16 protein-coding genes are annotated in these 21,311 nt (G+C 72.2%); 11 read left to right on the top strand and 5 right to left on the bottom strand.

Annotated elements, in window-relative coordinates:
- Positions 1-96: 96 nt before the first annotated feature.
- From RUR_RS27580 to RUR_RS27545, 8 genes are all read left to right on the top strand, one after another.
- Positions 97-531 carry a hypothetical protein gene (locus tag RUR_RS27580; protein WP_283138128.1) on the top strand — a complete coding sequence of 145 codons (435 nt, stop codon included), beginning with the start codon at positions 97-99 and terminating at the stop codon, positions 529-531.
- Positions 532-1,326: 795 nt separating this feature from the next.
- Entirely contained in the window at positions 1,327-4,629 is a 3,303-nt protein-coding gene (locus RUR_RS27575) for a hypothetical protein (RefSeq protein ID WP_283138127.1), read from the top strand.
- A 4-nt stretch (positions 4,630-4,633) separates the two neighbouring features.
- Positions 4,634-9,262, top strand: coding sequence for a DEAD/DEAH box helicase (locus RUR_RS27570; RefSeq protein WP_283138126.1), 4,629 nt, complete (start codon positions 4,634-4,636; stop codon positions 9,260-9,262).
- Positions 9,263-9,747: 485 nt separating this feature from the next.
- On the top strand, positions 9,748-10,140 hold the full coding sequence (locus RUR_RS27565; protein WP_283138125.1) for a YybH family protein: 393 nt from the start codon (positions 9,748-9,750) through the stop codon (positions 10,138-10,140).
- Position 10,141: 1 nt separating this feature from the next.
- On the top strand, positions 10,142-11,641 hold the full coding sequence (locus tag RUR_RS27560; RefSeq protein ID WP_283138124.1) for an aldehyde dehydrogenase family protein: 1,500 nt from the start codon (positions 10,142-10,144) through the stop codon (positions 11,639-11,641).
- 37 nt (positions 11,642-11,678) lie between these two features.
- Positions 11,679-12,890 carry an acyl-CoA dehydrogenase family protein gene (locus RUR_RS27555; protein ID WP_283138123.1) on the top strand — a complete coding sequence of 404 codons (1,212 nt, stop codon included), beginning with the start codon at positions 11,679-11,681 and terminating at the stop codon, positions 12,888-12,890.
- Between the two features lie 50 nt (positions 12,891-12,940).
- Positions 12,941-13,405 (top strand): flavin reductase family protein, encoded by a 465-nt coding sequence (locus RUR_RS27550; RefSeq protein ID WP_283138122.1) that lies wholly within the window; start codon positions 12,941-12,943, stop codon positions 13,403-13,405.
- Between the two features lie 382 nt (positions 13,406-13,787).
- Complete coding sequence (locus RUR_RS27545) at positions 13,788-14,825, top strand: LuxR C-terminal-related transcriptional regulator (RefSeq protein WP_283138121.1); 1,038 nt, start codon at positions 13,788-13,790, stop codon at positions 14,823-14,825.
- A gap of 65 nt (positions 14,826-14,890) precedes the next feature.
- Here the strand turns inward: RUR_RS27545 and RUR_RS27540 are convergent, their stop codons facing one another.
- Entirely contained in the window at positions 14,891-15,556 is a 666-nt protein-coding gene (locus RUR_RS27540; protein WP_283138120.1) for a response regulator transcription factor, read from the bottom strand.
- Positions 15,553-16,812, bottom strand: coding sequence for a sensor histidine kinase (locus RUR_RS27535; RefSeq protein WP_283138119.1), 1,260 nt, complete (start codon positions 16,810-16,812; stop codon positions 15,553-15,555). The genes RUR_RS27540 and RUR_RS27535 overlap by 4 nt, the downstream gene beginning before the upstream one ends.
- 166 nt (positions 16,813-16,978) lie before the next feature.
- Between RUR_RS27535 and RUR_RS27530 the strand changes: the two genes are divergently transcribed.
- Positions 16,979-18,187 carry an alpha/beta hydrolase family protein gene (locus RUR_RS27530; protein WP_283138118.1) on the top strand — a complete coding sequence of 403 codons (1,209 nt, stop codon included), beginning with the start codon at positions 16,979-16,981 and terminating at the stop codon, positions 18,185-18,187.
- An 85-nt stretch (positions 18,188-18,272) separates the two neighbouring features.
- On the opposite strand, the gene RUR_RS27525 is transcribed toward RUR_RS27530, so the two are convergent.
- A complete protein-coding gene (locus RUR_RS27525; RefSeq protein ID WP_283138117.1) occupies positions 18,273-18,845 on the bottom strand; it encodes a TetR/AcrR family transcriptional regulator in 573 nt (190 codons plus the stop codon).
- A 99-nt stretch (positions 18,846-18,944) separates the two neighbouring features.
- Between RUR_RS27525 and RUR_RS27520 the strand changes: the two genes are divergently transcribed.
- Positions 18,945-19,418, top strand: a complete 474-nt coding sequence (locus RUR_RS27520; RefSeq protein WP_283138116.1) for a hypothetical protein — start codon at positions 18,945-18,947, stop codon at positions 19,416-19,418.
- Positions 19,419-19,637: 219 nt separating this feature from the next.
- Here the strand turns inward: RUR_RS27520 and RUR_RS27515 are convergent, their stop codons facing one another.
- Together RUR_RS27515 and RUR_RS27510 are read right to left on the bottom strand one after the other, a co-directional pair.
- Entirely contained in the window at positions 19,638-19,796 is a 159-nt protein-coding gene (locus tag RUR_RS27515) for a hypothetical protein (RefSeq protein WP_283138115.1), read from the bottom strand.
- 75 nt (positions 19,797-19,871) lie between these two features.
- Entirely contained in the window at positions 19,872-20,243 is a 372-nt protein-coding gene (locus RUR_RS27510) for a DUF5997 family protein (protein ID WP_283138114.1), read from the bottom strand.
- 55 nt (positions 20,244-20,298) lie between these two features.
- On the opposite strand from RUR_RS27510, the gene RUR_RS27505 reads away from it, so the two are divergent.
- Positions 20,299-21,027, top strand: a complete 729-nt coding sequence (locus RUR_RS27505) for a LysR family substrate-binding domain-containing protein (RefSeq protein ID WP_283138113.1) — start codon at positions 20,299-20,301, stop codon at positions 21,025-21,027.
- The last annotated feature ends 284 nt before the right edge of the window (positions 21,028-21,311 follow it).

Here is a 21,311-nt window from a genome sequence, read left to right as displayed (position 1 = left end):
CTATGTTTTCAATAGTTACACAGAGTTATGGCGTGGGTATGGTGGTGGCCGTACGGTGCCTCGCCGCGCACCCCTCGGTGGACGGGATGTGATCACGTGACGATCGGGAGGGCGGACTCTCCGGCCGAGGTCGTCGCCGGGCTGATGGAACTGCGGGACGTGGCCGTGGTGGCGTGCTCCGCCGAACGTCTCGCGCCGGGTGACGGCAAGCGGCTGCACCTGTCCCTGGCGTCGGGTACGGCGTCCGCGGAGCACTCGCTGGCCTTCACCTTCGACGTGGCGGGCCGTCTCGTCGGGGAGCGATCCCGGCCGGTCGCCGATGTCTCCCTCTCCCTCGTCGCCACCTACGCCCCCCGGGACGCGAGCCTGCGGGACCGGCTCGACCTCACCGACCGGGTCGCGGTGACGGCCTTCTCCGACACCGTGGCCTGGCTGGATGTCTACCCGTTCGTCCGGGAGGGTGTCGCCTCCCTGATGGCCCGGCTCGGGCTGTACGGCTACGCCACATTGGTCCTACGCGGCGAGGGCTGAGCCCGGCGCGTTCCCGAAGGGCCCGTGGTCGTGCGGGGTAGCCGACTCCGGCTGGCGAGCCGGTCGCCGACCGCTTCGGTGTCGGCGAGAACATCAATTCATCCGTTTCCCCTTCGACGCGCGTTCCCGAAGGCCCCGTGACCGCGGGTGCCGCGTTACGGCGACAGCCCGCTGCCGTCACCCCGCCAGGCCGGAGAGGCTTCGAAGAGGTCGCCCGGGCCGTTGCCCGCTCACGCTTTGGCGGGCGGGTGCGGCATCGGAACGAGGAGCGGGAGTACGGGCGGATGCCGCCCTTCGATGCAAAGCCTCGGTGCAAAAGAGGGTATCGGCATAAATCGATCGATCGATTACGCTGAAAAGAGGCTGTTCGCGCTGTCTTGCGGGGTTCGATGCGCGGCGTTCAGGCGGTGAAGCCCCAGGACGGAGTCCGGATTGTTGTGGAAAGCGGGCGATAGCGGAATTCGAGCGGTTCATGGGAGAGGACCACTGATTCGGGGGGTCAGGCGTCATCAGAGGTGAAGACCACGGTCTCTGGAGCGTGAGGAGGGGCGCCGGTGGCGGACGGCGGCTCGGCGAGGTCGGGGGTGAGGGGCGGCCGACGGAGGGCCGCGGCCACGGGGAGGGGTGACCCGCGCGCGCCCGCTCCGGAGGTCGTGAGCGGTACCGCGCGGTCGGCGGTGGTTGGAGCGTGCCGGCGGGGGTGCCGTCACGCGGGCAAGCCGGATCGGCGAGTTCGTCGCGGGCGAGGGGGGCCGCGGACTTCGGGGGGAGGCGTCGTCGCTTGGGTGGGTGCCGATGGGTGAGGTGCGGAAGGTCGGCGCGACGGAGCTGCTGAACCTGCGGGACAAAGCGTGGTCGCGGTCGTTGCGCGGCTCTTCGCTGGTCGCCGAGGTCGACATCCCGGACCACAGGAGTGTGCAGGTCGCCTCGGTGCTCGGCCGGGTCTACGCCAAATGGGTGGCGAGCGGGCGGACGCCGGGCACGTTCTTCACCCGGTGGCCCGCGTGTGTGGCGGTCGCGATGACGGCGGTGGCCGCCCGGGACTACCGCCAGGGCCAGTTTTGGCGGTCGCTCTGGACGGCGATCGGGCATCCGGGCGGGGTGGACGAGCAGCCGATCTGGGGCAAGGGTTTCGCCACCGCGCTCGACGCCCTCGGAATGCCGACATTTCCGGATATGCCGATGCCTTATGTGGGGCCGATCCTCATGCATACCGGGATTCCGACGTTCTGCCTGGAAGATTATTTTCGGCTGCTCGTCCAGCGGGCCGGGGCCGACCCGGGGCTGGACGCGGAGGGCTTCCTCGACTGGGCCACCGAACCGGGCAAGGAGACCAGGATCGGCGTCCTGGACGTACCCGCCCGGCGGTTCCTCCAGCACGGGACCGAGTACGCCCACGACTTCGTCGAACGGAGCTTCGACCTGGTCGACCGGCTCCGCGACCGCGTTCCGGACCTCGACGGCGTCGGCCTGCCCGCCCGGGTCCTCGCCCGAGCCCAGGAGCTGACGGGGCAGGGGCGCCTCAAGCTGGACCGGCATCGGGTACGGCGCGGCGGCGGGATCCGGCGCGAGCATCCCCGGATCGCGCTCGACCCTTTCGGGCGCGGGGTCGAGGTCGTGCTGCCCGCGATCAGCGACACCCCGGACGGGCTCGCCCGCTGGAACGTCACCGCCGACGGCGTCACCACCACGATCCGCAGCCAGGCGCAGTGGGCGGGGGTGGCCGAAGGGGCGCCGTCCACGACGTTCAGCCTGCTGCGCCCGGTACGGACCGTCGTGGTGGAACTGGCCGGCTGGTTCCACCAGGCCGAGCTCCAGGTGATCGACCCGGCGGCGCCGCTCCTGCTCTTCGCCGAGGACGGCCGGCGGCTCTCCCCGGCCCTGCCGCCGGCGCCCGACGTGGTCTGGGCGGTGTACCCGGCCGAGCACGAGCTGGTCGCCGACGGCGACCTCGGCGTCGTCGTGGAAGGGCAGCTCCCGCTGGGCTGGAACGGCTGGCGGCTCCGGCAGGTCTCGCTGGAGCACGTCCGTTCGCTCGGGCTGGCCGGGATTCCGGCGAGCCGCCGCCAGGTCCGGGGGCACACCCGCCCGCGCATCCTCACGGGCGACCCGGTGGCGGGGGCCGCGACGCCGTACGGCACCCCGGTGCACGCCGCGCCGCCGAAGGTGTGGCTCCCGGGCCAGGCGGGGGCCGACACCACCTGGCTGATCGACGTCCGGATGAGCGGCGAGGACACGCCGCTGGTCTCCCGCAGCCGGACGGTCGGCGAACCGACCACGGTCGACGACCTGTGGGACGCGGTGCCACGGCCGCTCCTCGGCGCGTACGAGATCACGGTGCGCGGGCCGCTCGGGCGCGGGACCCGGCTCACGGTGTTCGTCGCGGAGGGGCTGACCACCCGCTTCTTCCCGCGGGTACGGATGTTCGGGGTCGCCGGGCTTGTGGCGGGACGGGCGGAGATCGGCTCCGCCGACGGCGCCGCGGTCATCCCGAGCACCGTCGGGTTCGCCGCCGACGCGCTGTCCGGTGTCGTCGAGTACCGGACGGGGACGGCGACCGAGCCGCTGGTCGTCACCCCGGCGCACCTCCAGGTGATGCACGAGCGGGCCGACAGCACGCTGAAATGGCGGGCCGGTCCGCTCCGGATCGTCACCGACGTCTTCGCCGAGGAGCCGGGGTGCCTGTTCGTCCGGATCCCCGGGGCCCGGTTCGTCCCGCCGCTTCGGGTGGTCGTGGGCGGGCAGTCCGTTCAGGACGTCCCGCCGAACGGCGCGGCCCAGGGGGGCACCGCGCGCTACGACCTGACCCGGATCGCCGACACGGTGCACGAGCATCAACGCGCCGACCTGCTGCTCGATCTGGACGGTGTGGTCATCCGGCTCGTCTGTGTCCGGCCGAGGCAGCTCGCCCGGGGGGTGGAGCACGCGGGCGGGCTGCTCCGGCTCGCCGGCCACGTCGCCGTCGACGGGCTCAGCGCCGGCGTCTACCCGGCGGCCGCGCCGTGGCGGGACCCCCTGGTGGTGCCGGTCGACCCGGACGGCGGGATCCCGCTGCCCCCTGAGCTGCGCCAAGCCGGGCCGCTCCTGGTCCACCTCCAGGTGGACGATCCGTGGGTGCCGGCCGAGTGGCCGCGTCGGCCCGATCACCACTTCGTCGCGGGCGGCGAGGGCCATTTCACCGGCGACGACCCGGAGGAGACGGAGCTCTCCCGTTTCGTCGCCGGGAGCGGCCCGTTCCCCGCCGGGATCGAGGACCTCCGGCGCATCTGGACGCTGATCGACCTCGCCCCGTCGATCAGACCGCTCCCGGAGGTGCCGCACTTCCGGCGGAGCTGCTCCCGGCCCCTGCTGGCCGAACCGGCCAAGGCGCTCGCCACCCTGGTCGACCTCGGCCTGGAGCCGGGACGCCTGATCGTCGCGCTCATCGCCTCCGGTCTGGCCGCCTCGGCCGTACCCGGCTCCGCGGGGTCGGCGCCCGCCCGGCGGATGTGGCCCGTCGCGCCGGCCGCCGCCGTCCTCGCCGGGGATCTCACCGACCCCGACTGCCTGGCCGCGGCGGAACGGCAGTGCGGCGAGGCGCTGACCCGGATCCTCGGCGACGGCGTGGACCCGTTGGCGGCGGTCGGCCGGTTCGGGCCCGAGGTGGAGCGGATGGCGCATCTGTCCCCGCAGCAGATCGAGGGCATCTGGCGCGCCGCCGACGTGGTGCCCCGGGCGCTGCTCGACGCCGACACCCGCATGTCGGCGGCCCGCAGGCTTTTCGACGCGCGGGGCGAGGAGCCGCTGCGGCTCCTCGGCCAGGTCGCCCTGCAGGTTGCGGACGCCGCACGGACGCTGCTCAAACGCAAGGAGCTGACCGGTCAGATCGACCGCCGCCGGCACCCGCGGAACCGGCGCGGATGGTACTCGGCGCCTGCGGCGTCGGCCGCGTTCGCGCTCGTCGCCCGGCGGGCCGCCCGGGGCGACACCGCGTGCCGGGCCGCCGAGCAGACCTTCCGCGCGGACTGGGTCCGGCTCGCGACGGTCGCGCCCGACCTCGTCGCCATCGACCTGGTGCTGGCCGAGCTTCTGATCGGACCCGGTGCGGAGAGGAGCTGAGCAGGTGGGTCACACACTGGATCCGCTGGAGACCGGCCACCTGATCGTGGAGGGCTACCGGCGCTACCTGCGTTCGCTGCTGCCGGTCCGGGATCCGCGGATCGCCGAGGCGCTCTCCGCCGAGATCACCCGTAACCCGGCGCTCACCAAGGGGCCGCTGCTGGAGGCCACCCCCCGGTACGCCGCCGGGGCCACCCTGCGGACGTTGATCGCCGAAGGGGTGCTCGACCCGGCCTTCGCGACGCTGGCGAGCGACGACCTTCCGCTGGACCGGCCACTCCACCGGCACCAGGAGCAGGCGCTACGCAAGGCCGTGACCGGGCGGAACCTGGTGGTGGCCACCGGCACCGGCTCGGGGAAGACCGAGAGCTTCCTCTACCCCGTCCTCGCCTCGCTCGTCGCCGAGCACGCCCGCGGAGAGCTCGGACCGGGGGTACGGGCGCTGCTGCTCTATCCGATGAACGCGCTCGCCAACGATCAGATGAAACGGCTGCGGAAGATGCTCGCCGCGGCTCCGCAGATCACCTTCGGCCGGTACACCGGGGACACCCCCGAGCGGGGCACCGACGACTTCGAGTCCCTCGACCCCGGTGAACGGCGGCTGCCGAACGAGCTGCTCAGCCGGGAGGAGATGCGGGCCCGGCCGCCGCATCTGCTGCTGACCAACTACGCCATGCTGGAGTACCTCCTGCTCCGACCCGCCGACCTCGACCTGTTCGAGGGGCGGACCTGGCGGTTCGTCGTCCTGGACGAGGCGCACGTGTACGACGGGGCCAAGGCGGCCGAGGTGGCGATGCTGCTACGCCGCCTGTACGACCGGGTCTCCCCGGGGCGTCCGCCGCAGTCCCTCGCCACCAGTGCGACCGTCGGCGACGACCCGGCGGCGGTCGTCTCCTTCGCCGGCAAGCTGTTCGATGTGCCGTTCGAGTGGGTGCCGGGCGATCCCTCCCGGCAGGACCTGGTCACCGCGACCCCGCCGTCGGACCCGGCCGGCCCGTTCTGGGGTCCCCTGTCCGGTCAGGCCTACCGCGACCTCGCCGAGGCCCCCGATCCGGGTGCCGAGATCCTGCGGCTCGCCCGGGAACACGGATGCCCGGCCACCCGACCCGCGGACGCGCTCGCCCGGGAGCGGGGTCTGGCCGAGCTCCGTACCCGCCTGTCCGGCGGGCCGGTCATGTTCGGCGAGCTCGCCCGGCTGCTCTTCGACCCCGGGGACCGGCCGGAGACCGCGCTCGCCGCCCTGGTCGCGGTGGGCGGCAGGACCCGGGACGCCGCGGGCTCGCCCGTACTCTCCGCGCGGTACCACCTGTTCGCCCGGGCCACCGAGGGCGCGTTCACCTGCCTGACCGGCGCCGGTCCCCACGTCTCGCTGGGCCGGCACGAGTCCTGCCCGTCCTGCCGGGGCCGGATGCTGGAGTTCGGCGCCTGCAAGCGCTGCGGCGCCGTACACCTCATCGGGGCGGTCCGGCATGAAGGGGACGGACTCGTCTTCGCCCAGCGGCTCCGGCACGAGGAGCACCGGGTGTGGCTGCTGCTCGGCGACTCCCCGGTGGTCGCGGACGAGGACGACGAGGACGCCGAGAACGCCGCGGAGGTCCGCGGTGACCGGATGTACCTCTGCGCGGCCTGCGGCGGACTCCACTCCGCCGCCGGGCTCTCCTGCGGACGGGGCGGATGCGCGGCGACCGTGCTCTGGCCGGTGCACCGGCTCAACACCCGCCAGGACTCCCCGGCCGGGTGCGGCTCCTGCGGGGCGCGCGGGGCCGGCATGGTGCGCCGGTTCGAGAGCGGCAACGACGCGGCGGTGTCGGTGCTCACCACCGCCCTGTACCAGGCGCTCCCCGAAGCGGCCGCAGACGAGACGGCCGACCAGCCGGGACAGGGCCGCAAGCTGCTGTGCTTCAGCGACAGCAGGCAGTCGGCGGCGTTCTTCGCCCCCTACCTGGAGTCGAGTTACGCCGGGATCCAGCGTCGCAGGCTCATCCTGGAAGGGCTGGTCGCGGCCACCAGGGACGACGAGAGCGCGACCGTCGCCGACGTGGTGTACCACACGGCCAAGGCGGCCGACCGGGCACACGTCTTCCATCGGCGCATGTCACGGCAGGAACGGGAGCGTACGACGGGCCTCTGGGTCATGCAGGAGCTCGTCGCCCTCGACGACCGGCAGTCCCTGGAAGGGCTCGGGCTGCTCCGGGTGGAGCTGGACCGGGAGCGCCGGTGGGCCGTCCCGCCCGCGCTCCGCTCGCTGGGGCTCACCGACGAGGAATGCTGGGCGCTCCTGTCCGAGCTGCTCCGCACCCTGCGCCAGCAGAGCGTGCTGGACATGCCCGACGGGGTCGATCCGGGCGACGAGGCGTTCGACCCGCGCCGCGGGCCCCGCTTCGTCCGTGAGGACGGGGCCGAGCCGTCGCGTCGGGTGTTCAGCTGGCTGCCCACCCGGGGGGTGAACCGCCGGCTCGACTATGTGCGGCGGGTCCTTGTGGCCGTGGGCTCCCCGGACGACCCCGAGTCGGTGCTTCGCGGCTGCTGGAAGCTGATCGTCGGCTGGCGGGACGGGTGGCTCGCCGTCCGGCAGGAGAAAGGGCTGGGGACGGTCCGCCAGATCGATCACACCTGGGTACGGCTGGCGCGGGCCGATCGGCCGGCCCACCGGTGCGCACTCTGCCGCCGCGTGGTCGCCGTCGCCGTCCGGGGGGTGTGTCCCACGTTGCGGTGCACCGGGACGCTGGAGCGATTCGAGCCGCCGCCGGTCGAGCGGGACGACAACCACTATCGCGTCCTCTACCGGACGATGCGGCCCGTGCCGCTGGTCGCCCGGGAGCACACCGCCCAGTGGACCGGCGCCGAGGCCGCCGACATCCAGCGGCGGTTCCTCGGCGGCGAGGTCAACGTGCTCTCCTGCTCCACCACGTTCGAGCTCGGCGTGGACGTGGGTGAGCTGCAGTCGGTCGTCCTGCGCAACATGCCTCCGACCACCGCCAACTACGTGCAGCGCGCGGGCCGGGCGGGACGCCGTACCGACTCCGCGGCGCTCGTCGTCACCTACGCGCAGCGCCGCTCCCACGACCTCACCCGCTACCAGGACCCCACATCGATGATCGCCGGTCGGGTGCGGGCACCGTACGTGCCCGTCGGCAACGAGCGGATCGACCGCAGGCACGCCCATTCGATCGCTCTGGCCGCGTTCTTCCGGCACGCCAAGGAGAGCGGAGGCGAGACGTGGCGTACCGCGGGGGAGTTCTTCGTCGGCGCGGCGCCCCCGGCCACCAGGGTCCGCTCGTTCCTGACCCCGGTGCCGGAGGGGGTGCGGCGGTCGCTGCTGCGGGTTTTGCCGGAACGGGTCCGGCGGGAGATCGGTGTGGACACCGGCGAGTGGGTCGGCGGCCTGGCCAAGCTTCTGGAGGAGATCAGGCTCCAGCTGTCCGCCGATGTGGAGGTCTTCGAGGAGCGCCGCCGCCAGGCCTTCGAGCAGGGGCGGAACCATTTGGTGCTCCGCTACGGCAACACGATCAACACCCTGACGCGGCGGAACCTTCTCGGCTATCTGGCCGCGCGGAACGTGCTGCCCAAGTACGGGTTCCCGGTGGACACCGTCGAGCTGCGGACCGCGTACTCCGGCGAGCCGGTCGGCGCCAAACTCGAACTCACCCGCGACCTCACCTCGGCGATCTACGAGTACGCCCCCGGCGCCCAGGTCGTGGCCGGTGGGCTGCTGTGGCGATCCGGCGGGGTGTACCGGCTGCCCGACCGGGAACTCGTCGGGAAGCACTACCTGATCTGCGAGCACTGCCGGTGCTATTGGGAGGGTGAGGAGGACCTCGACCCGATCTGCCCGTCCTGCTCGGTCGTCGCGGACGGCCCGCCACGGCGGTACTACGTGCCTGAGTTCGGGTTCGTCGCCGAGTCCAAACCCACCAGTACCACCATGACACCCCCCAAACGCAGCTGGAACGGGAGCACCCATGTGCTGTCCCACGCCGCGGAGAAGGTGCGGGAACGCGTCTGGCGGTCCCCCGGTGGCGCGGTCCTGCACAGCCGGGCCGGATCCCGGGGGCAGCTCATCGCGATCTCCGAGGGGCCGACCCGGGCGGGCTACCTGATCTGCGACTGGTGCGGGACCGGGATGCCCGTCGGTGCCAAGTACGGCAGAAGCCACCCCCATCTGCTGCGCGGCACGGACTGCACCGGCCCGTTCCGGCAGCGTTCACTCGCCCACCCGTACGAGACAGACCTGCTCAGCCTCACCCTCGACCCCCTCGCCATGCCGCTCGACGCGGGCCGCGGCCACTGGCTGTCCCTGCTTTACGCCCTCCTCGAAGGCGCCGCGCAGCGGCTGGAGCTCAGCCGCGACGACATCGGCGGCACCCTCGACACCCGCCCCGGCGGCAGGCCCGGCATCGTCGTGTACGACACCGTCCCCGGCGGAGCCGGCGCCGCCGTCCGCATCGCCGAAGCGCTCGACCGGGTGGCCGAGGCGGCGCTCGCCCGCGTCTCCGACTGCGACTGCGGCGAGGAGACCTCCTGCTACGGCTGCCTGCGCGGCTTCCGCAACCAGACCGTCCACGACGAACTCAGCCGCGGCGCCGCCCTCCGGGTTCTCCGTCCCCTCCTCACCGACGGCCCCCTCGTCTGATCCGCGGCCCGTACCCGGCTCTCAAGGTCCGGTACGGGTGGAGCCGGGTCGTCCGGTGCTGTGTCCGGGTGCGGGTGTGGCTGTGCGCGCGGTGATCGTTGTGGTGTGTGGCCACTGTGGGGTGCGTACAGCGCAACGATCATGGACGGGTGGGTGTGTTCCGGTCGGGGGCGTGACCTCGTGGAGGTTCGGTACGGGTGGAGCCGGGTCGTCCGGCGCTGTGTCCGGGTGCGGGTGTGGCTGTGCGCGCGGTGATCGTTGTGGTGTGTGGACCCTGTGGGGTGCGGAGAGCGCAACGATCACGGAGGTGAGGGGGTGGCGACCGGCGTTCCAGACCGACCTCGTGCGCTCCGGGTGCGACCTGTGACGATCGGTATCCCCTGGGTGGGGGATGCCGGGGGAACCCCGTTCGGGTGGGATGTGGGCGGCGGCGGCCAAACCTACGTTGGGGGGACATTCAGCCCTTCCAGCGTGAGGAGCAACCCATGGGTTCGCGCAACAGTGTCACCGAGCTCAACGAGTTGTTCGTCGAGGCGATGAACGCCGGCGACCTTGATCTGGCCATGTCCTGCTGGGACGAGAACACCGTCTTCCGGACGGCTCCGGGGACGGAGCCCGTCCGCGGGGTGCCCGCCCTGCGTGAGGCGCTTCAGCAGTTCATCGACACCAAGCCCCACCTGACGGTCGAGGAACTGCACCGGGTCGAGGCGGGCGACGTCGTCCTGGTCGCGCTCAGGTGGCATCTGGCCGGGACCGGGCCGGACGGGCAGCCGATCGAGATGGGCGCCGTGGACAGCAACGTCTTCTGCCGCCAGGCCGACGGCACGTGGCGCATCCGCATCGACAACCCGTTCCACTCCCAGCACATCGGCTTCTGACGTGACCGCGACGCACACCGCGACCGCGCGGCTCACGCTCGACGCGCCGCAGCCTCTGCTGGTCGGCGGCGAGGAGGTACCGGCCGACCGCTCGTTCCCCGCCGTCGATCCCAGTACCGGCCGGGTCTGGGCCCAGGTCGCGGAGGGTACGGCAGGCGACGTGGACCGCGCGGTCGCGGCCGCTCAGCGGGCGTTCCAGACCTGGCGGCAGACCTCGCTCGACACCCGGCAGGCCCTGTTGTGGGCCGTGGCCGAACGGCTCACCCAGGACGCCGCGCGGTGGCCGGCCCTGCTCGCGACCGAGAACGGCCGGGCCGTCCGCGAGGCCGGATTCATCGACGTGCCGACGGCCGCGGAGATCTTCCGCTTCTTCTCCGGCGTCGTCCGGGACCTGCACGGGCGGACCGTGCCCTGTGGCCCGGGCGCCCACGTCTTCACCGAGCCGCGTCCGGTCGGCGTCGTCGCCGCGATCGTCCCGTGGAACTCGCCGCTGATCTCGGTCGCCCACAAGCTGGCGCCCGCCCTGGCGGCGGGCAACACCGTCGTGGTGAAGCCGTCCGAACTCGCCTCGGTCAGCACGGTGGAGTTCGTCCGGCTGGTGCAGGACCTGTTCCCGCCCGGCGTCGTCAACGTCGTCACCGGATTCGGCCACGACGTCGGGCGTGCGCTGGTGTCGCACCCGGGGGTGGCCAAGGTGAGCTTCACCGGGGGCACCGAGACCGGGCGCCGCATCCTGGGCGACGTCGCGGACCGGCTGATCCCGACCGTCATGGAGCTGGGCGGGAAGGGGTCCATGGTGGTGTGCCCGGACGCCGATCTGTCCACCGTGACCGAGGACGTGCTCACCGGCATCTTCGCCGCGAACGGCGAGGTGTGCTTCGCCTCCTCGCGGCTCATGGTGCACCGCGACCGGTACGACGAGCTGCTGGAGCGGGTCGCCGCGCGCGCCGACGCGATCGTCGTGGGCGACGCCCTCGATCCGGCGACCCAGCTCGGCCCGCTGATCACGGCCGGGCACCGCGACGTGGTCGCCAAGCGGGTCCAGGCCGCGCTGTCGGAGGGAGCCGAGCTCCGGGCCGGCGGCCGTACACCCGAGATGTCCGAAGAGTTGGCCGGAGGCAGCTACTACCGTCCCACCGTCCTGGCGTCCCCCGACGGCCTGACCTGCGCCTCCCGCGAGGAGTTCTTCGGGCCCGTGCTCACCGTCGAGGCCTGGACCTCCGAGGACGAGGTGGTCGACCGGGTCAACCGGGTCGCGTACGGGCTGGCCAACGGGGTGTGGAGTGCCGACCTCGGCCAGGCGCACCGCCTCGCCGACCGTCTCGACTCCGGGATGGTCTGGGTCAACACCTGGTTCGCGACACCGCTCGGCCAGCCGCAGGGCGGCGTCAAGGCGAGCGGATTCGGCCGCGAGGGAGCCACCGCGACCCTCCTTGAGTACACCGCGACCAAAGTCGTCCACACCAGCTTCGACACCACGCGTCCTCCGATGTGGACCTGAGGGCGCCGGCCCACCGACGATCAGGAAGACAGGCACCATGCACTTCGAACTCGACGAACACAGTCGGCAACTGGCCGAACTGGGCGCCCGGCTCGCTGCCGAGTTCGCCCCGCACGCCGACGACCACGACCGTGACCGCAGCATCGCCGCGGAGAACTTCGGCAAGCTACGCGAATCCGGGCTGTACGGCGTCGCGCTGCCGCGAGACCTCGGCGGCCTGGGCGCCCGGACCACCCAGTGGCTCGCCCTCGTCGAGGCGCTCGCCAAGGGCGACGCCTCCACCGCGCTGGGCTTCAACATGCACTACGTGGCGACGCGGATCATCGCCGTCCTCGACGCCGTGCCGGCCGACGCCAAGAAGCGGGTCGCCGACCTGGTGGTGCGGGACGGCGCGCTGATCTGCGCGCCGCTCTCCGAGCCGTCCGCCTCCAGCCTGCTGCCGGCCACCTACATGCCGTCCCTGTCGGCGCGCCGGGTGCCGGGTGGGCTTGAGGTCAGCGGCATGAAGATGTTCGCCTCCCTCTGGGAGGCGAGCGACTACGCCTTCATGTTCGCCCACCCGGAGTGGGCGGACGACCCGACCCACGTGGTCGGCTTCCTGATGCCGACGCGCCAGGACGGCGCGATCACGGTCACCGACAACTGGGACACCCTCGGGATGCGGTCGACCCGCAGCAACCAGGTCCAGATCACCGGCGCGTTCGTGCCCGAGGAGCTGATCCTGTGCGAGTTCGGCGACTTCCTGGGCAACTGGATCGTGGCGCAGGCCCACATCGCCTGGGGCGGGTACACGGGCTGCTACCTGGGCGTCGCCGAGGCGATGGCGGAGTGGCTGCAGGGCGCGCTCGGGACGCGGGTCGCGAAGGGGCACGCCCAGCCGATGGGCTACCACCCGACGATCAGCACCGCGATGGGTCATATCGCGGCCCAGGTCGAGGCGGCTCGGCTGATGATGTACCACGCGGCGTGGGAGGCCGACGAGAACAGCGGGCCGAGCCTTGCGACCTGTGCCGCGTTCCTGCGGGCGAAGCTGATGGTCGGCACGGTGATCCACACGATCTCCACGCTCGGTACGACCGCCGGCGGACTCAACTCGCTGATGCGCGGGCGGGGTTACGAGCGGATGCTCCGTGACGCCATGACCGGCCCGATCATGCCGCCCAACGCGCTGGCGTGCGCGGAGATGGCCGGACTGATCTCCATGGGACTCGACCCGGGCCAGGCGCCGGCCCTGCGCACCACGCCATGACTCCGACCGCGTCGTGTGAGCCGTGTCTGGAGCCGACGACGATGACGCCGATGCCCGACCCCGCCGCCTTCCGGTCGGCGTGCGCCCAGTTCCCCACCGGGGTCGTGGTCGTCACCACGACCGTCGACGGGAAGCCGTACGGCGTCACCGTCAACGCCTTCACCTCGCTCACCCTGGAGCCGCCCCAGGTGCTGGTCTGCCTGGCGGCGACGTCGCGAACGTGGTCGGCGATCGAACGGTCCGGGGTGTTCGCGGTGAACGTGCTCGCCTCCGACCAGGCGGCCACGGCAAAATTGTTCGCCTCGAAGGATCCCGACAAGTTCGTGGGCGTGGACCACGTACCCGGCGTGCTCGGGGCTCCGCTGCTGACCGGCACCGCGGCGCGGTTCGAGTGCGAACTCGCCGGAACGCTGCGCAACAACTCGCACTGGATGCTCATCGGGCGCGTGGTCTCGCTGACATCCGATCCGAGCCGCGAGTCGTTGCTCTTCGTCCGCGGCCGTCTGACCGGATGACGGCTCCCCGCACGCCGATGGCCTGCTCGCATCCACGGGCAGGTCATCGGCGTGTCCGCCCCCGGACCGGCCGATGTGAACGACGCCCCGCCCAAGCGGTACGGGCCGCGCCGTGGAGCGCCCGACGGGTGCGGTGTCCTGCGGACGTCTCGTCAGGTCGGCGAGGGTGAACGAGTCGATCGGCGTTCCGTGCGGCGGCACCGGGATCCGATGCGCAGGGAGGGCCGGGCCGGCTGCCGACTTTGACGTGCAACTGGTCCGCTCAGCGGACCCTGCGGCTGGCGGTCCGCGGCATCTTCCCTGATGGTGGGGGTGGAGCTAGTCTGGGCGGACGCTTCGGTGCGGCACCGCCCGGCCGAGCGCATCCAGAGTGGAGCACCACATGGGGAACCTTCCCATTGAGCCGGTCCGGTCGCTGCCGCCCACGCTCGTCGCCGAACTGGTCACCTCACCCTCCGTCGAACGCCTGCTGAGCCGCTTCCTCGACGAGGCACCCGGGCGCCTGGAATCCTTCGCCGCCGGTGTCTACGTCCACGATCACGCCACCGGGCGTCCCGCCGCCGCGGAGGTGCGGGGCCTGGGCAACTACTACGTGCACAGCTACGAACGCCACGGCCGGGACCGGGATCCCGTCGTCCAGCACGCCCTGCGCGACCGCCGGGTCTGCGACAGCGACTCGCTGATGCCGAGGGAGGAGTGGCTGAAGCTCCCGATCGTGCACGACGTGTTCACACCGCACGCCATGGCCCGGGTGCTGTGCGCCCCGATCGTCGTCGGTGCCGAGGTGGTCGGCACGCTGAACCTGGCCAGGCGGGACGGACAGCCGGAGTTCACCGAGGAGGACCGCACCGCGGCGCACGTCGCGGCCACGGTGCTCGGCATCGCCGTGTCCGCCGTACGGGAGCGTGCCTCGAACGAGCGTGAGCGCGTCCAGCTGGCCGAAGCGCTGGACCGGTGCGGCACCCCGGTGGTGCTGACCGATCTGGGGCGGGCACGGCGTCGTCTCAACGGGCCCGCGGTCGCTCTGCTGGACCGGCTCGGGGAGGTCCGCCCCGAGGTCGAGCGGCTCTTCGACTGCGACGACGAAGGGGTCGTGGCCACCTGGATCGCCGACGGCGGCCGGTGGGCCGGGCTTCAGCTCACCGTCACCTCACAGCGGCTGCCGGACCAGCCGGATGTGATCGTGTCCGTCATCACCGCGCGGGACGAGACGTCGCGCGCGATCGCGCCGACCCGGCTGGCGCTGCTCACACCGCGCGAGATCGAGATCGCCACGCGCGCGCTCACCGGCCGGCGGGACGGCGAGATCGCGGCCGACCTGTTCATCAGCCCGCACACGGTCAAGCACCATTTCAAGTCGATCTACGCGAAGCTCGGCGTGCACACGCGCGCGGAACTGCTCGACCGGCTGTTGTTCTGAACCGGCCTCAGGCCGTCGACCCGGACGACGGCGGGCCGGGTACGGCCTGCCGCCTGAGGATTTCGTCATGAGGGGGCCGAGGGACGGATGAGCCCGCTCTCGTAGGCGAAGACCACCACCTGGGCGCGATCACGCAGCCCGAGCTTGACCAGCACCCGGCTCAGATGGGTCTTGACCGTCGCCTCGGCCAGATGCAACGCCGCGGCGACCTCGGCGTTGGACAGCCCGCGCGCCACCTGCGCCAGCACCTCGTGCTCACGCGCGGTCAGCCGCGCCAGCCGCTCATCGCGCGCGGCGGGCCCCGGCGTCATCTGCGGCGCGAACCTTTCCAGCAGGCGGCGGGTCACCCGCGGCGACAGCGCCGCCTCCCCCGCCGCCACGTTGCGGATCGCGCCCAGCAGCTCCGGGGGCCGGGTGTTCTTCGGCAGGAATCCGGCCGCCCCCGCCGTCAAGGCGGCGAACGCGTACTCGTCCAGGTCGAAGGTGGTCAGAATGATCACCCGCGAGCGCGGGCTGTCCCGCACGATCCGGCGCGTGGCCTCGACGCCGTCCAAGCCGGGCATGCGCACGTCCATCAGCACCACGTCCGGGCGCAGCCGCCGTGCCAGCAGGGCGGCCTGCGCACCGTCCTGCGCCTCCCCGGCCACCTCCATGTCCGGCTCGGCCTCGAACACCATGCGAAAGGCCATCCGCAGCAGCGACTCGTCGTCGGCGATCAGCAGCCGGATCATCGCGGCGCCCCCAGATCCAGCACGGCCGCCACCCGCCACCCGCCGCCGACCGGTCCGGCCGACAGCGTCCCTCCGTAGGCGGACACCCGTTCCCGCATGCCCGCCAGCCCCCGCCCGGCCGACTCGGGCTCGGGGACGCCGGACACCCGGGGATGAGCACCGTCGTCGACGACCTCCACCTCGGCACGACGCGCCGTCACCCGGACCCGGACGTCGGCGCCGGCGCCGGGCGCGTGCCGCAGCGTGTTCGTCAGGGCCTCCTGGGCCAGCCGGTAGATGGTCAGCTGGGCGGTGGCGGGAACGGATTCGACGTCACCGGCCACCCGCAGCCGGGTCGGCAGCCCGGCCGCGCGCATCCGCTCGGCCAGCGGGCCGAGCTCGGCGATCCCGGGCATGGGCCGGATCATCACGTCCTCTCGCCCGCGGAGAGGATCCGCGCCGTCACCCCCGGCGGGAGTCCGGAGTCCGGGTGTGCTCGCGAGGCTTGGATGTTCCTCCTCCGCGGCGGTGGCGGCGCCGTACGGGCCGGACGGATCGTGGGCGCCCAGGGAGCGGCGCATGTCCTGCAGAGCTTGACGTCCCGTTTCGGCGATCTGCTCCACCGCGGCCGCCGCCCGGTCCGGCGCGCTGTGGCGGACGTGGGCGGCGCTGTCGGCCAGCGCCACCATGACCGACAGGTTGTGGGTGACGATGTCGTGCATGTCGCGGGTCATCCGCGCGCGTTCCTCGGCGACCGCCAGCCGCGCCCGCTGCTCCCGGTCGCGTTCCAAGGAGATCACGTACGCCCGCCGTGTCCGCATCCACAGACCGGCCAGGACGGCGGCGGCCGCCATCGCGCTCAACGCGGCGGCCGTGAGGGGGAACCGGCCCGGCGGCGCCCAGCGGGCCGCGGCCAGGAGTACCCCGACCTGCAGCGCGAGCGCGGCCACCAGGGTGTGGCGCCACGGGCGGCGCGCGGCGACCGTGTAGAGGGCCACCAGGAGAGCGGCGTCGGCGGGAAGCTGCACGTCCAGCGCCCATTGGACGGCCGCCGCGACGCCGATCGCGACCAGGACCGTCATCGGGGCGCGCCGTCGCCAGGCCAGCGGCGCCACCAGCGCGGTCTGGAGCGCCGGCAGCCACGCGGGTCCGGACAGCACCTGGCCGGGCCCGAGCGTGGCCGTGAACAGGGCGGCGGCCAGGAGCGCGTCGGCGGGCACCGTCGACCACCGGTTCAGCGCGGCGAGGCGGGCCGCCGGACGACCGGTTGGTTTCATGGCCTTCACCCTAGTTGTCGTGCGGGTTCGCTCCCTCTCCTCCCCGAGGACGACCATCATCCGAAAGTCGCACACGCGTATGCGACCTGCGCCGCTGGCCCGCGGGAGTGCCCGCCTGCCAGCCTCGTCCCACACCCCCCTTTTCATTCGTTGGAGGAGCCTTCTCATGTCCTTTGTCGCCACATTCGTCAAAGCCGCGGCTCTGGCCGTACTGGCGCCGGCGGTGTTTCTGACTCCAGCCGGCGCCGCACCCGCCGGACCCGCGATCGAGGTGAGCCTGCCCGCGCCGGGCGGCCCGTACCCGGTCGGGACCGTCGCGCTGCGCCTGGTCGACCGCTCACGGCCCGATCCTCTGGTGGCGGCCAAGCCGTACCGGGAACTGATGGTCAGCCTGTGGTACCCCGCGGGCGTGGGCGGCGGGCCGCCCGCGCCGCACATGGCGCCGCTGGCCGCCGCCGACTGGGACCGGCACTCCGCGCCGCCCATGGGTATCGCCAAGGGCGCGGTCCGCTGGGCCGCCACCCGCACCCACGCCCGCGCGGGCGCGCCGGTCGAGTCCCGCGCGGGAAAACTGCCCGTGGTGCTGTTCGCCTCCGGGGACGGCGGACCGCGCACCCTGGGAACCAGCCTGGTCGAGGACCTGGCCTCGCGCGGCTACCTGGTCGTCGCCGTCGACCACACCTACGAGGCCGACCAGGTGGAGTTCCCCGGCGGGCGCCTGGTGCGCGCCCTGCCGCTGCCGTCCAAGCTGACCCCCCGGGTCATCGCCAAGCTGCTCGCCCGGCATTCACGCGCCCGCCTGGCCGACATGCGTTATGTCCTGGACCGGGTCGCGGCCCTCGCGCACGGCCGCCCGATCGGCGGCGTGCTGCCCGAGGGGATGCGCGGCGCGCCCGACTTGTCGAGAGTGGGGGCGCTGGGACAGTCCCTGGGCGGGTCGGTCGCCGCGCAGCTGGCCCGCGACGACGCCCGCGTGGACGCGGGCGTCAACCTCGACGGCGCCTACGTCGGCCCGGTGGCCACGCGCGGAGTGACCAAGCCGTTCCTGCAGCTGGCGGCCGAGACCCACACCCGCGACAGTGAGCCAAGCTGGAAGTCGTTCTGGCGGGCCTCGACCGGGTGGAAGCGGGAACTGCGCTTCACGGGAGCGGCCCACGGCTCGTTCACCGACCTGCAGCCGCTGCTGCCGCAGATCGCGGCGAAGCTCCCCACGGTGCCGGTCGCCGACTACGTGGGCACGATCGATCCCGGCCGATCGGTCGCGGCCCAGCGCGCCTACGTCGGGGCCTTCTTCGACCTGCACCTGCGCGGCAAGCCGACCCGCCTGTTCGAGGGTCCCGACACGCGCTTCCCCGACGTCTCCCTCATCCCCTGACGGTTCCCCGGCTCCCGGTCAGGCGCCCAGCGGCCGGGAGCCCACCCCTCACCGTCATCGGACTCAGGTGCCGGCCGAGATTCGATCAGCGGCCGTGGTCGTCGCGGGGGCGGTCGAGTAGCAGGTCGGCGGCTCGGGCAAGGACCTGGGCCCGGGTGCGGTCCCCGTGGTCGGCGGCGAGGAAGTGCTCGCCGATCGCCACACAGAAGGCGAGCAGGCTGCGTGCCTCGACCTCGTCGGCGTCGGAGCAGAAGGTACCGATCATTTCGCGCAGTAGCGCCATGCGCCGGTTGTCCACCCGCCGCAGGCGCTCGGCGACCGCCTCGTCGCGCCGGGCCCAGTCCCGAATCGCCAGGTCGACGGGCAGCAGGCGGTCGTCGGAGAAGGTGAGGACGCCTGCGCGGTGGATCTTGGCCTTCGGGTCGCCGCCCTCGCGCTCGACACGGTCGATCACCTCGTCGGTGCTCTCCCGTTCCCAGGCGTCCAGCATCGCGTTCAGCAGCGCGTCGCGGTCGGCGAAGGACCCGTAGAACCCGCCTTTCGTGACGCCGAGCCGCTTCGCCAGCGCCTCGACGCGGACGGCGTCCGGGCCGCCGGCGGCCAGCGCCCGCAGCCCCTCCTCGATCCACCTGTCGCGCGTCGTGCGAGTTGCGCCCACGATGTGCCTCACCTCACCTCTCCACTATGTATACGCCACCGTATAAAACGGGATAACCTCAGTTTATACGGAGGCGTATACATGAATGGAGACCGTGAGATGACCGTTGACAGTGCCGTGGGGACGCACAACGTCCCCGAATCCGTCCGCGCGCTCAGCTCGTTGCCCGGCATCGACTACGCCGACCGATTCACCCTCTCCACGGACGCGGACGCAACCCCGGAGCAGTGGGCTCGGGCGATGTTCGGCGACGTCCCCAGCCTCGCGGAGCTGCTGATCTGGCGTGGTCTGCTCGGTCTCCGGCTCAGCCGGGGGCGATCGCCGGACACCGTGGCCGGATGGCGGATCGCCGAACGCGGCGAGGATTGGATCCGGCTCGAGGCCGCTTCCTGGTTTCTGACCGGAAACCTCCTGGTCCAGGCGGCCGAGGGACGGGTGTCGCTGGGGACCTTCCTGTACTACGACCGGCGTCTGGGCCGGAGCGTGTGGCCTCCGTTGTCCGCCGTCCATCGCCGGCTGGCACCCGGGCTACTCCGCGACGCCGCGGCGAAGTTGGACGATCACGAACCGTGATCCGCCGGAGTGTCCTGGCGAGCGATGCCGGTGGCGGGTGGCGCTGTGGTGATCGGCGACCCGCTTTCAGGCATCCCGGGTCCTCACTCCCGGCGGTCACTCTCCGCCGCCGCCGTACGGATGGGCACCTCGAGTTCGACCTCGGGCCCCGCGGCCACCAGATCACCCGGGGCACGGCACAGTCCTGGGCCGGAAAACCCGCGCCGCGGCCGGCCACTCTCACATGCCCCGTCCTCGGGACACCAGCTCGCCCGGAGCCTGCTCCGCCGCCGACTTGCGGGTCGACGGCCAGGTCATGCCGAAGACGTGGGTTGGCCCGCCCACGACCAGGATGTCGATGCTGTCACCGACCTCATCCTGGGCGACCCGGAATCTCACTTCGGTGAACGTTCCGCCCAGACGCTCGGCCTTCCGCACGCGTCCGGGGGCGGAGACGTGCGGGATCTCAGGCGTCTAGCGTTCCTTGAGGCGGAGTTCTTCGTTGCGGACCTCGGCCTGGATGGACCTCTCGTGTTCCAGCCACGCCGGGTTCTCCGCTTTCAGCGCGTCGATCTCAGCGGTGGTGAGCGGTTCGGTGATCCCACCTCTGATCAGGCCGGAAATGGAGACCCTGAGCTTCGCGGCGATGACCTGCTTGGGGTGCGGGCCGTTGCGGCGCAGGTCGGCGAGCCAGGCGGGGGGCGCCGACTGCAACTGGTTCAGCTCGTCCCTGGAGACGACACCCGCCTGGAACTCGGCGGGTGTGGCCGAGAGGAGGACACCCAGCTTCTTGGCCGCGGTCGCGGGCTTCATCGTCTGGATGGTCTTCGGTTTGGGCGAGATCATGGCGTCAAGAGTAGTCAACCGGAACGGGTTCCTTTGACATCGGTACCCTGAGGAAGTGACTGATGGAGAGACCGGCAGAGTGTTTCGACTGGCGTACGTGCCCGGGGTGACACCTGCGAAATGGGTCAACATCTGGACCGAGAGAATGCCCGGCGTGCCGATCACCCTGATCGCGGTCCCCGCCGCCGAGGTGGTGGAACTCCTGCGGAACGGCGGCGCCGACGCCGGATTCGTCAGGCTCCCGATCGACCGGGACGGTCTCAGCGTGATCCCTCTCTACGTGGAGACCACGGTGGCCGTGGTGCCCAAGGACCACATGGTGGCCGCCGCTGACGAGGTGGCCGTCTCCGACCTCGTCGACCACGAGGTGTTCCATCCCCTGGACGACACCATCGAGTGGACGATCCGCCCCGGGCTGCCCGCGCACACCCGCCCGACCACGACGGCGGAAGCGATCAAGCTGGTGGCGGCCGGCACGGGAATTCTCCTGGTACCCCAGTCGCTGGCACGCCTTCACCACCGCAGGGACCTCACCTACCGGCCGGTGCCGGACGCACCGCAGTCGCAGGCCGCGCTGGCCTGGCCCACGGACGCGACCACCGACCTGGTGGAAGATTTCATCGGCATCGTCCGCGGCAGGACAGCGAACAGCTCGCGAGGCCGCACCCCCGCCGCCCCTGCGGAGAAACCGGTACCGCGGAAGGCACAGAAACCCACACAGAACAGCTCCGGCCGCCGGGCCGTGCCGACCGGCCGCAAAAGGAAGGGCCACCGGCCTCGGTGACTTGCGGACAATGGAGGAGACCGCGATGCCGCTGTCGGCTCAAGAGCCGGCGCATCCTCCGCAGGCTCCGCTCAAGCCCCAGCAAGACCGTTCCGCACAATCATCGGGTTCCCAGGGATGAAACAGGTTCAGTCTGCTGGGCGCGACTAGGGCGAACCACCCGAAGACAGAGATTGCCGTGTGACGATGGCTGAGGTGCCCTAGATCTTCCGGACGGCTCCCCAACTAGGGTTGGGGTGACCGAAAGGAAGTAGTAGGAGGAGGAAACTCCAGCTCGGGAGCCT

The sequence above is a fragment of the Rhizohabitans arisaemae genome, from assembly GCF_025996515.1.
Lineage (GTDB): Bacteria > Actinomycetota > Actinomycetes > Streptosporangiales > Streptosporangiaceae > Rhizohabitans > Rhizohabitans arisaemae.
Note: the sequence above shows the minus strand (reverse complement) of the source record. Positions and strands in the feature narration are given on the sequence as shown.